Raw genomic sequence first — 12233 nt, 5'->3', positions numbered from 1 at the left:
AATTGCTCATTTGCGTTGCTAGCGAGATTTTGCAATCTCTTTTTTGAACGATTTCTCGTTCGTGCTTACTCACTCGTTGTTCAGTTTTCAAAGATCAATTTCTTTCGTTTTCCGTGCTGCTCTCGCTGCCGGATTTATAATATAGCATAATCACCTAATCAAATGCAAGCTTTATTTTTACTTTTTTCGATAAAAATTTCAGCTCGTTTTAGCCGGATCAATAATATAGCATGGTAAATTGAATATTGCAATACCATATTCGACACTTTTTTCAGGTAGGCGTGCGATCAAGGACTTGCTCTACAAGTTCCTGCTCGAAACGCTCCTTTAATGAATCATTGCTAGGCCCAACAACCAAGCCTATTTCTTTGAATTCGTGAATCAAGTTTTGAATATCAGCAAGCTTTCCCTCTTGAGCGAATTGTTCCGTTTGCTCAATAACATGATAAGCAATCGCTTGATATGCATCGGAAAAGCTTTCATCAACATTAGCAGCACCTCTGTAATCCGCATAATACCTTTTAAATGTAGCCATGAGTGTTTCGTCCATAAATAATCCAACTCCTTATATAGGGATCTTTGAGTGCAGTTCAAAGTCTCTCTGCACTGCAAGATAAAGGACAGTTTCCCTCATTAAAAGCAAGATTATTCAACCTAAAAAGCACAGTTGGCTCCCTGCTATAAATAAGCAAGGAGCCAACTGCATGTATCTAACCTTTTCTATATCTTTCGAATGATGCTTTTATTATTTCACATCAATAGAAGTAACTACTTGGTTCTGTCCTTTAAGCTGGATCAGATGACCTTGTGTGAACGCGCCTAAATTACCAGTCAAAGCAACATCAGCAGATACGTTATAAATTGTTGTTTGGTTGGTGCCGTTAATATTTTGAGTAATGGAAATGGTAGTAATCTTTCCTTGTGCATTAAGAGTAGTCGCATTCAACGTACCCAAAACATCGAAGGATTGATTAACTTCAGCCAACTTCGTTACTTCAACAAATACAACAGTATTATTGAATGAACGAACTTTCACTTCATCGCCAACTTGCAGAGCAGAAGCAGCCACTTTCACACCGTTACGTAAAACGAATGCATCTGGGTGCAGTACGTATTGTACTGGAGCACCATTTTTAGTAAGAGAAAGAACATTGTTGTAAACAGCAGTGTTTACAGTTCCCGAATTAGTGTTTTGATCTTCCGGCAGTTGGTTCCCTGTACGATCTAATAAAGCAGCCAACTGAGCACGTGTTACAGGTTGATTTGGCTTGAATGTATTATCTTCAAAACCGTCAACTAGTCCTTTTTCGATTGCTACTGCAACATAACCAACAGAACCTGCTGGAATTTGCTTAGCATCTTTAAATGTAAGTGCTGTGTTCATTTTCGCCTTAGCTTCTGCATTTAATTTCAATGCTTTTACCAAAAGCGTAGTCGCCCACAAGCGATCAGCCTCTTTTTGCGGTTGAACAGCGTCATCATTTTCAGTAAATAAATCATTCTCAAGTGCTACGGCTACGTAACCTACTGCCCATGCAGGAATTTTGTCTGCATCTTTGAAATTCAATTTAGTAGACATTTCAGCAGCGGATTCAGCTTGTTCACGCAATCCCATCAATCTTACTGCTGCTGTGATAGCTTCAATACGAGAAACGGACTTGTCTGGTTTGAAAGTACCATCTTCATATCCTTCGAATACTTGCTTAGAGGCTAGACTTGCTATGTAACGCATTGCCCATTGAGCACCTTTGAGATCATCAAAATTAATGCGGATTTGAATATTTCCTTTTACATTAAATTTATTGTTATCGTATCCTTTGCTTTCTGTACGTTTACCACGATCGTTATCTTCATGGTCATTATTTTTGGCAAACGCTGCTGAAGCGCCCCCCATTACCATTGTTAATACAAGGCCTGTTGCTACAAATTTCTTCATTAGATTCTTTTTCATTCAAGTTCCCTCTCCCTTATTCAAATAGTTAGTATTATAAAGTTGTGTGGAGCCTTCGCGAAGGGTTCCTGGTTATGCTACAAGAATTCGCCCATCCGAATATCTTTTGGGGGGTGGACATTAAAATCTTTTATATCAACCTATTTTCTGAGTCTATTAAATCCACTATGAAACTGCTAAACTTAAACCATATCAGACTATCGCTAAAGGAGTTTACACATGCGTTTAAGGAATCCACGAGTTCAACTTATTGTCGCTTTAACCGTTCTGCTTATTGTTCTGACCGCAATTTCTTATAGCAAGGTTTGGCACAAGCAAGGTAACTTGGAATCAGAAGCTGTTTCTGCGCCACCCATCACGCATCTAGACACTCCAATTGTTAGCGAAGCACCCACAGCAGCTGTTATTGCACCAAATAATGAGAGCGCTAATACGTATCCAACTGAACACATCGATGTAGTTGTGATCGGCAGTGAGCTTGAAGGTCTTTACCTTGCCAGAGCTGCAGCCGATGAAGGCTTGAAGGTAAAAGTACTGGATCCTCATAAAGCTTTTGGAGGTCAGATTCTCCAAAGTCAAATGCTATTTCTCGATGAAACCCGTGACGATCAAGGTCATTTACTTGTACAAGGCCGTGTCAAAGAATTATTCGACGGTTTCCGAAATGCCAAAATTCGTAAGCTTTCTGAATTCACTACATATATGAATAAATTAATGAAAGATATTCCTTTGGAATCTGGCATTGTGATTAATGAAATTGAACAAACGAATACACCTGATCATATGCACAAAATTGCTTCAATTGTTTACAGTACGGAACAGAATGAAAAAAAGAGAATTACAGCTTCCTATTGGGTCGACAACAGTGACTATGCAGCATTAATCAGTCGATTAGATGCTAAGCGATTGCCAGGTCTTGAGAAGTTCTATGGTCAAAAAGAGATCGAGTATATGAGTGCTGGCATGATGATGAAGTTCAAAAATGTCGACTGGAAAAAGTTTAATACCGCATTTAATTTATTAAAACCGGAAGAGAATTCAAAACAATTCGGTGGCGGTTATGTAAGTGATAGCTTCGCTATTGGGCTAAGCGGAATGACTAAAGCCTACCATCCCTCTAATGATCGAGTCTTTCTAAGAGGATTGAATGCGGTAAATCAAAGGGACGGGGAAGTACTAATTAACGCCCTTCTTGTTTATACCGTAGATCCTTCTAAACCTGAATCCATCCAAGAGGCTGTTAACCTGGGTAATAAAGAAACTCCGCTGATTCTCAATCACTTCCGTAAAACGTTACCGGGTTGGGAACATGCTGAATTAGGCGAATTTCCTACGTATCCCTATGTCCGAGAATATAATCACTATGAAATGGACTATGTTTTAAAACCATCTGATCTCCTTTCCGGCACGATGTTCTGGGATAATGTCAGTATTGGTGGGTATCCGCTTGATTTGCAGGGCACAAGTGCTAACAAGTGGGGTATTGAAATGGGACGTCCGGATAAATACGGCATGCCGCTGCGCAGCTTTTTGCTAAAAAATTATGATAATGTCATCGCGGCCGGAAAAAATGTAGGTTCCTCGGCTATCGCCTATGGAAGCACAAGAATTCAACCGAACACGAGTCTAGCCGCAGAATCTATCGGAGTTATATTAGGTCAACTGCATGGCAAGCAAAAGCTCAGGGAAATAAAACCTGATGAAATGGCCAAACTCCAACAGTACTTAGCTCACCACTATCAAATCAAGCTTACGGGTGTAGTAGGTACGAATAAAATTACCGGTTGGAACGAAGAAGAAATTAGAAAGCTCGACTCCGGAGAAATTACGTATCCTAGCTATATTAAAACCAGAAAAAAACCTGCAGTTAAATAATCAGATAAATGGATCAGAAAACCGTGTATTCGTTCCTTGAACGAGTATACGGTTTTTTTATGAATCAAAGCTTAGATTTCTCGCAAACAAAATAGTTGAAAGAATGCATATTCAGCATTATAATAAGCCATATACTTATTATCACTTACAATCACTTAAGTGAAAGGAGTGAAATCCCCTTGTTTCAAGAAGAAAGACTTATATCAATCGTCGAATACTTAAAATCAAATAAGCGAATTACCGTTGACCTCATTTGTGAGCTCTACGATGTTTCGAGGGACACAGCTAGACGTGACATGGTTAAGCTTGAAGAGCAAGGGACTATCGTTCGAACGCGCGGCGGTGCCATCCTCCCTACCCTCTCCAAAGAAGTTGGGGATTATGATCAAAGGCTGCAAGCAGAGTCTTCCTCGAAGCTAACGATTGGCAGGACAGCTGCGGCACTCGTTCAAGACGGCGATTATATCATGATGGATGCCTCGACCACAGTCCTTCATGCAGCCACCGCTCTAAGCTCTAAACAGAATATCGTCGTGACAAGTTCAATCGAAATTGCTGCTATTCTCACTCGTAAAGATGAAACGACAATCCATATTCTTGGCGGTGTGCTGGATAACAAGCACCATAGCGTATACGGAGCGAAAGCGATCGAAATGCTAAATGACTACCATGTCGATAAACTGCTCATCGGGACCTGCGGAATTACAGAAGAAGGGCTGTCTGCTCCAAACGAAGAGGATTGTTATCTGGTGAGAGCCATGATGCAGCATGCGGACCAAGTTATTGTACTAGCGGATCATTCCAAATTCGGAAAGCGATTGTTTCATCGCGTCGTGGGATTCGAGAGCATTGACATCCTCGTAACGGATCAAGCATTAACCCCTGAGATGAAAGAGAAATTACTTGCAAGTGAAGTGGAAATTGTATTAGCAGGAGGAGAAGAACAAGATGATTAAACTTATCGTAAGTGATTTGGACGGCACATTACTTGATCACAGTAAAAAAGTCAGCTCAAGAGAATTGGCTGCATTAAAGAAAGTCAAAGAAGCCGGTATTAGACTATGTTTGGCATCAGGAAGAATGAACATTGAAATGCAACAAGTATTGGCGGAAATTGGTCATCGCGCTTATTCGGTATCGCAAAATGGCGCATTCATCCACTTAGACGATGGCACGTTCATGAAATCTCAGCTTTTTCAACCCGATTTGGCTTATCAAGTGTACCAGTTACTTAAGGATTTTGATCTCGTTAAGCTCGTTTGCTCGGGCGAAGCGAATTTTATCACGCATTTGACTCCTGCTTCCGATGAGGTGCAATCCCGAACATTCCAACCTTTTATCGTAAAAGAAGATGTGGAGCAGTCTTTGAAAGGTGACTTTGCTGTTTGTAAGTTCTCGATGTTTGGAAAAATTGAAACTCTCTTAGAGCTTAAGTCTCTTATGGAGGAAAAGCTTAGGGATCAGCTGGAGATGTTCATCTCCGACAAAGATTGTCTTGATATTATGCCTCTCGCTGTTTCCAAGGGCAGCTCACTGCTTGTTCTTATTGAAAAACTGGGCTTGCAGCCAGAAGAGATCGCCTGTTTCGGGGACTCTTTCAACGATGTATCGATGTTCGGCATCACTCCTCATAGTTTTGCCATGAAAGGTGCTCATCCGGACGTCAAACAAAAGGCATTGTACCACGTTGATTCTGTTGCAGAAGCCATTGGTCATGTATTTGCTTATAACGAGAACTATGCTGCTCAGCAAAAAGGAAGCCCTATCTTATGAAAAGACTATTAATTATGGCCTGCTTGTCTTACCTTTTAACAGGCTGCACCCACGTTATATTCGGAGCTGTATTGCCCGAGTTGCTCTCCCATTACGGAAGAAGTTACAGTGACGGTGGGCTACTTGTATTCATGGAATTCGGCGGCTTCCTTCTGGGTGTACTCTGTATGCCTTATCTCATTCGCCGGATCAGTCGAAGAAGTACCATAACGACGGCTTTTGGTCTTCTCTTCTTAGCTATGATCGCTATCGTTCTACTGCCCCCATGGCCCATTGCGGTTTGTCTGTCATTCATAGCCGGGGTTGCTTTCGGACTCGTTGAATCCAGCATCAGTACCTTCGTTTTAATTGCAGCAAAAGATCAACAAGCGATTGCTTTCAGCAAGCTTGAGGTTTTCTTTGGACTTGGAGCATTATTCATGCCTATAGTGTCAAGTATCCTGATTGCTAATGGTTTATGGAAATATGGATTTATGCTATTGGGATTAAGTGCGTTCACTGCGTGTATCGTATGGTCGAAGCTTTCCTTAGGCGAGCATGACGAGCTGTTAGCTCATAAAGCGGATCGCTCGCAGCGGACAGAGAAACCCCCTGTACTCACTAAGAGCTCCTTGACGTTTCTTTGCTTACTCATGATTGTTTTCTTCTTATATGTAGGAATGGAAAACACCATCGTTAATTTCTTGCCCTCGATCTTTACCGATCAATTACATGCTTCCAGCTCTGTTTCATCGCTTGCCGTAACAGCCTATTGGCTAGCCATGGTTGTAGGCCGACTGTTCGCAGGTGTTGCAGCAGAGAAAATGACTTATTTCCGTTACTTGGCGGTCTCTTTTGCAGGCAGTCTGCTCACCGTACTTATTTGGATGTTTAGCACGAATCTATGGAGCAGCTTCACCGTTGTACTATTACTTGGATTATTCATGTCCGGTATGTTCGCAGTAGCTCTCATTTATGCGAATCAACTGCTTCCAGGGCGTACAGAGCAAACAACGAGTACGCTTATCGCAGCAGGTGGTTTAGGAGGTTCTATTCTTCCCTTAGGTGTCGGTTGGGGGATGGACCGTTTTGATGTGGGTGTGTCGATTTGGTTTGTACTGATTGGCATGTGCGTCGTGTTAGGTATCATTTTATATTCTCGTAGATGGGATGTTCAAACCTCGAAGTCTGTATAAAGTTAAAAAAAAGCTGAAATCCGTAGTGGATTCAGCTTTTTCTATGTTATCGCAACGGCTTTAATTGAATGATGATGGCTTTTTCCTCGAACAATACGTTCTTTACACCAATAAGTTTTGGCAAGTGATCTTCAATAGGGAGTTCAAAAGGCGCAAGTTGAACCCATTCACTTGGTACTTGCATGCCTTTAATACTTGTATTTCTATGCTGAACGACTAAATTCGGCGGGTTCCAAGCAAGGGTGAACATCATTTGAGCACCGATGGGGATCTTCTCCCGCCACCTCACATTCACGTCAGCTAGAATGTTTGAACCTTGCAGTGTAAGCTTCGCCCCTTCAATTCGAAAATCGTTAGGCAGAACCTGATGCGCAGCTAGCTGCTTCTTTACCACATCATTAAGATCTTGTTCCGTTAGCTGTACCTCAAGCTTCCGGTTCTTGACGATGTCTGCGATCTTACTGCTGATCGTGATTTCTTTATAATCTAGGTTTAAAGCCTCGGTTGGTTTAACATGCCGAACGGCGATCACCAGAGCAGCCGTAAGGATGAAGACCACAGCTATGGCGAAAATGAATAATTTTTTCAGCACGTTTCACACCCCGCAGATCAATTTGTTGCTGCCCTCGTAGACAGGGCTACTCTTTGTTCTGCTGCTTTTCTTTGAGCCAGCGAGGAGCGCCTTTGCTCTTGCGATCTCGCTCGCGTTGGGCTTTACTCACAGCCTTGCCACTGGCGGCCGTGTTCGCCTGCGCTGCCGGCTTCACCGGGGCAGCGCTGCTCTGGCCGCGCGCGTCAGGCGCCGCGGCACTAGTGCGCACCGCGCCCGCTGGCGCGGCAGCATCCCGCGCGCCTGCGGAGCTGCGCGCAGCCTCGCGGCGGCTGCGCATCGTCGCCGCACTGCGGTCCTGGGCCGGGTCGACGAGCCGGCCTTCGAACATCGCCTTCGGCGCGATCGTGATGCCTAGTTGCTTCTCGAATTTCTCGAGAATGAACTGCTCCTTCGGCGTCACGATAGAAATGGTCGTGCCCTCGCGGCCCATCCGACCGGTCCTACCTACGCGGTGGAGATAATACTCCGCGTTGGTCGCAGGATCCAAGTGGAACACGTGGGTCACGCCTTCAATATCAAGACCTCTTGCGGCAACATCCGTTGCCAGCAGCAATTGAAATTTCCCATCCCGGAAATTCCCCATTACTCTGGCCCGATCTTGTTTGCTGGCTTCTCCATACAAGGCTTCAACAGATAATCCAACGTATTGGAGTTTGCCAACCACTTGGGCAATATCGTCCGTTACGTTGATAAACACGATAGCTGATGTAGGCTTAATCAGACGCACAAGTCTTCTTAGCGTATCAATCTTTTCACGTTCTTGACACACCACATACATATGTTCCAATGTTTCGGCTGTGCGTTGATTCGGATTGATTTTGATAATCACAGGATCTTTGAGCCATCTCCCAGCAGCTTGTTCGGTGCTTTGCGGGATCGTCGCGGAAACAAACACCATCTGACTGGACTTAAGCATTCCTTTAAGGACGGCTTCAACATCCTGCATGGAACCTAGCTCGAACACTTGGTCCACTTCATCAACAATACCCATTTTCACATGATGCAAAGTTAACTTCTTTATTTTCATAAGTTCGAGCAAGCGACCCGGCGTACCAACAACTATATGAGGGTGTAGTCGAAGCTTTTCTACTTGTCTAACAATGGCCGCTCCACCGATAAGAGATTGAGACCGAATCGGTCCACCTTCTGTGAACTTCTCAATTTCCTGCATGATTTGCATACCAAGCTCCCTGGTGGGAACGACAACAAGCACCTGCAGTTGTTTTTGCGTAGGATCGATTCGTTCCAATGCTGGAAGCAAATACGCTAAAGTTTTACCTGTACCCGTTTGAGACTGAATGATGGCATCTTTCCCTTGCTTTAAAACTGGGATACCTTCAGCTTGAATCGGTGTTGGCTCACCAATCCCTAATTCTTGCAATTTATCTAAATAGGACTGCGCGATCTGCAGTTGTTCAAAGCTTGTACTCAATTTACGAAAACCCCTTTTCTCATCCAATCTAATGTCCCTATTATATGCCACGCCGTAAAACGATACAAATCGACAACCACTAAAAGCATAAATAAGCGCGAAAACCGCGCTTACAGCAAGATCTCCGCGAGCTGAAGCTCGCCACAGAGTCGAAGAAGCCGGAAATCGGCTTTTCGGCAGACTGTCCTACCCGTCCATGCAGATTAAACGCGAAAACCGCGCTTACAGCAAGAGCTCTGCGAGCCGAAGCTTGCCAACTGAGCCCGAGAAGCCGGAAATCGACTTCTCAGCAGACTTTCCCGCGCGTCCATGGAGATTAAGCGCGTAAAATGTGCTTAATCTGGAGCGCCCGAACAATTAAGCGCGAAAACCGCGCTTACAGCAAGAGCTCCGCGAGCCGAAGCTCGCTCACAGAGTCCGAGAAGCCGGAAATCGACTTCTCAGCAGATTTTCCCGTGCGTCCATGCAGATTAAGCGCCAAAACCGTGCTTACAGCAAGAGCTCCGCGAGCCGAAGCTCGCCAACTGAATCCGAGAAGCCGAAAATCGACATTCTCAGCACAATGTCCCGCGTGCCCCTTCTGAATAATCTCGAAAACGAGCTTATTCAGGACGCCCTAATAAATAAGGGGTAGGCTTTGCTACCCCAAAACGTATAGATTGTGAAGCAGAAATAAGAGTCCTTAAGGACTCTTATCCGCCGGATCCCCACTCTTCCAACAGTCTCTGCTTAATCACATCGCGTGCCCGGAATAAGCGTTGTCGAACGACTCCCTCCGTTACACCAAGCTCATTAGCCATATCTTTATAAGATAAATTATGGATCCATTTCATCGCAATAATTTGTCTGTAGGAGGGGCTAAGCTGATTGATGTAGGTGATAATAGCCTCACGCATTAGCTTTAGCTCAACTTCTTGATCCAGTGGGACCAAATATTCAGATGTTGGTGCAGCTTCCTTGATACAGAGCTTGAGTTCAGCTTCCAGCTCATCCCGGTTGCGCTTGTGCTTACGAAGATGATTGAGTGTAACATTCCGAGTTAACTTCTTAACCCAGCTTTCATATTTATCAATTTCAGTCAATAAAGGCGCTTTACGAACAGCCCTTAGAAATGACTCTTGAATAATGTCTTCCACCGCCGCATGATCCCTCAATATGAAGTAAATCATGGGATATACGAGGAGATAGAACTCCTGATATATCTGCTCCTGCACGCTCTTATCTAATGTATAAAAATCACTGCTGAATATCAGTCTCAGAGACTTCGAATTAAACGCCCCCTAGCCTACCAGGTAGAACCTACTTGTTGTGTTCCTACCTTATTTTAGGTCATAAATGGGGAGTAAACAATAATAATAATTAATTTAAGTGGAAATGACTTCCTGCATACTTCGTTTAAGCTTCTCATCAAGCCATGCAAATACGTCATCCAGAGCCTTTTCGTCGTCTTTCCGAGGAAAACGGTGTTCAAGTCCTGTATATAGTGCCATCGTATAATCTTTGCCGGCTTGATCCAGAGCGTTCGCCAGTTTTCTTGCATGTCCAACGTCCACTTGTGAATCATTTGTTCCATGGATGATATAGATGGGCGAGTTAATTTCCTTTACCCAATATGCTGGGGACCGATCGAGATAAGCCTCGACTTGTTTCTTCGGATGTCCGACAACCCGTTTGAGCATCCGCCGCAAATCCACACGCTGCTCATAGGTATCCAACATGTCACTTACACCTCCCCAAACGACAACAGGACCAACCCCACTGCACTCTCGGGCTGCTCGCATGGCCATAACAGCACCTCTGGAAAATCCAATCAACGGTATGGGACCTGGCAATACTTCCTCTAATGATTGCACCATTGGAATGGCATGAAACAAATCAAACCTGTCCTCCCCGCCAAAGTCCTCACGTCCTTCACCGCCTTCATTCCCCCGATAATAGGGAGCAAAGACGACATAGCCGCGTTTAGCCATCGATATAATTCTTCGTTTACGAACCATCCCAACACGCTTAATGCCGCCGCGGCAATAAATGACAGCAGGTCTCGGAGTTGTTCCATCTGGAACGGCTAAAAGGCCTTTCACTTTTAGGCCTTGACTAACATAAGTAAGGATATAAAGTGATATATGCTTCACGAAACAGCGAATTTGCTCTTTTCCTAACAGTTGACCATCTTGGATTTCATCTAGTGCTATGGACATGGGTTCCCCCTATTTTGACAGCTGTCATATCATCATATAAACTAAATGTACTCCACCTATTTTCCATCCGAAGGGATGAAACTATGAATACAGATTTTGAGAACGAATTTAATTCCTTAGTGTTCAAAACAGCTGAACTCATCACGGGTGATACTTCACCTGAAATGCTTGAGAAAATTAAGATTTGGGCATTTTTTAATCATGTTCATAAGTCGCTGCCGGCCCTAACCTCCCACTGGAATCAAACGCATCCAGAAGGCAAAGCCGAAGTACGTCGCATTTTCGAAGAGATTCGAGATTTGAACCAGGCCTTACAAGCGAAAAAGCCAGAACAGACTTAGATCGACAATTGATAAAAGAAAAAAAGCGGAATCCCGATCAATAACTGGGAGCCGCTTATTTTTTATTTAAAAGGCCTGATGCCAAGCGATCGAACATTCGCGGGAATAGATGAAATAATTTGATTCCTAGTCCAGCCACAAAAGGAAGATCTTTCTCAGGAATATTTTTTTCTATCGCATGTATAAGTTCTTTAACGACTTTCTCTGGTTTAAGCATAAACCAAGCCACATTTTTGACATAGTTACCGCTCGGGTCTGCTTTATCAAAGAAAGGTGTTGAGATGGGTCCCGGATTAATCGCTGTTATAGAGATCCCAGATCTTATAAGCTCCTGGCGCAAACTGTTCGTGAAGCCTAGTACTGCGTGCTTAGTCGCGGAATAACCCGTGGATTTGGCCGATCCGATCTTACCCGCCATAGAAGCAACGTTCACGATATGACCGCTCCTGGCCTTCAACATATGAGGCAATACGGCTTGGGTACATCGGACTAATCCCATGTAATTTACATTCATCATTTCTTCAAAATGAGCAAGCGGCGCCTCCGCAAACGACTCAAATATCCCGTACCCCGCGTTATTAATCAAAATATCAATACGGCCAAATTTGGCTATAATCTGTCCCACAACATGATTAACCTGCTCCGTATTCGTTACATCCATCTCATAAACGGCATGCTGCCCTTGCAAGCCCAAAGCAATTTCTTTAAGTTTATTTGTACTGCGTGCAGTTAATATAGGAATGGCTCCTTTAGCTGCAAATTGCTGTGCCATAACGGCCCCAATGCCGCTCGAAGCCCCTGTAATCAATACAATTTTGTTCGAAATGTTCAAGCTTACCTTCTCCTTATTGCGTTATAAAAAAATGGAGATACCG

At 43.8% G+C, this 12233-nt stretch carries 12 protein-coding genes; 5 read left to right on the top strand and 7 right to left on the bottom strand.

Annotated features, from left to right (window positions below; translation table 11 throughout):
* Positions 1–271: 271 nt before the first annotated feature.
* Positions 272–550 (bottom strand): hypothetical protein, encoded by a 279-nt coding sequence (locus AC58U0_RS32795; protein ID WP_497382967.1) that lies wholly within the window; start codon positions 548–550, stop codon positions 272–274.
* A 195-nt stretch (positions 551–745) separates the two neighbouring features.
* On the bottom strand, positions 746–1951 hold the full coding sequence (locus AC58U0_RS32790) for an S-layer homology domain-containing protein (RefSeq protein ID WP_497382966.1): 1206 nt from the start codon (positions 1949–1951) through the stop codon (positions 746–748).
* A gap of 219 nt (positions 1952–2170) precedes the next feature.
* Between AC58U0_RS32790 and AC58U0_RS32785 the strand changes: the two genes are divergently transcribed.
* The 4 genes from AC58U0_RS32785 (at position 2171) to AC58U0_RS32770 (ending at position 6774) form a co-directional block, all read left to right on the top strand.
* Positions 2171–3826 (top strand): FAD-dependent oxidoreductase, encoded by a 1656-nt coding sequence (locus AC58U0_RS32785; RefSeq protein ID WP_497382965.1) that lies wholly within the window; start codon positions 2171–2173, stop codon positions 3824–3826.
* Between the two features lie 179 nt (positions 3827–4005).
* Positions 4006–4782, top strand: coding sequence for a DeoR/GlpR family DNA-binding transcription regulator (locus AC58U0_RS32780; RefSeq protein ID WP_497382964.1), 777 nt, complete (start codon positions 4006–4008; stop codon positions 4780–4782).
* Entirely contained in the window at positions 4775–5599 is an 825-nt protein-coding gene (locus AC58U0_RS32775; RefSeq protein WP_497382963.1) for an HAD family hydrolase, read from the top strand. Before AC58U0_RS32780 ends, AC58U0_RS32775 begins: the two co-directional genes overlap by 8 nt.
* A complete protein-coding gene (locus AC58U0_RS32770) occupies positions 5596–6774 on the top strand; it encodes an MFS transporter (protein ID WP_497382962.1) in 1179 nt (392 codons plus the stop codon). Before AC58U0_RS32775 ends, AC58U0_RS32770 begins: the two co-directional genes overlap by 4 nt.
* A 46-nt stretch (positions 6775–6820) precedes the next feature.
* Here AC58U0_RS32770 and AC58U0_RS32765 read toward each other — a convergent pair whose 3' ends face one another.
* The 4 genes from AC58U0_RS32765 to AC58U0_RS32750 all read right to left on the bottom strand — a co-directional run bounded on the left by AC58U0_RS32765 (position 6821) and on the right by AC58U0_RS32750 (position 11017).
* Positions 6821–7366 (bottom strand): hypothetical protein, encoded by a 546-nt coding sequence (locus AC58U0_RS32765; RefSeq protein WP_497382961.1) that lies wholly within the window; start codon positions 7364–7366, stop codon positions 6821–6823.
* Between the two features lie 46 nt (positions 7367–7412).
* Complete coding sequence (locus tag AC58U0_RS32760) at positions 7413–8819, bottom strand: DEAD/DEAH box helicase (protein WP_497382960.1); 1407 nt, start codon at positions 8817–8819, stop codon at positions 7413–7415.
* Between the two features lie 692 nt (positions 8820–9511).
* Complete coding sequence (locus AC58U0_RS32755) at positions 9512–10033, bottom strand: RNA polymerase sigma factor (protein ID WP_312883405.1); 522 nt, start codon at positions 10031–10033, stop codon at positions 9512–9514.
* 150 nt (positions 10034–10183) lie between these two features.
* Positions 10184–11017 (bottom strand): alpha/beta hydrolase family protein, encoded by an 834-nt coding sequence (locus AC58U0_RS32750; RefSeq protein WP_497382958.1) that lies wholly within the window; start codon positions 11015–11017, stop codon positions 10184–10186.
* Between the two features lie 83 nt (positions 11018–11100).
* Here AC58U0_RS32750 and AC58U0_RS32745 point away from each other — a divergent pair, with 83 nt between their 5' ends.
* The gene (locus tag AC58U0_RS32745; RefSeq protein ID WP_057307489.1) at positions 11101–11358 is read left to right on the top strand and encodes a DUF2573 family protein; all 258 of its coding nucleotides are present in this window, start codon (positions 11101–11103) and stop codon (positions 11356–11358) included.
* Positions 11359–11413: 55 nt separating this feature from the next.
* Here the strand turns inward: AC58U0_RS32745 and AC58U0_RS32740 are convergent, their stop codons facing one another.
* Entirely contained in the window at positions 11414–12190 is a 777-nt protein-coding gene (locus tag AC58U0_RS32740; protein ID WP_497382957.1) for an SDR family NAD(P)-dependent oxidoreductase, read from the bottom strand.
* Positions 12191–12233: the final 43 nt, after the last annotated feature.

This window comes from Paenibacillus sp. J31P190, assembly GCF_059692075.1.
The sequence above is the reverse complement of the archived record's forward strand: the minus strand, read 5'-3'. Positions and strand labels throughout refer to the sequence as shown.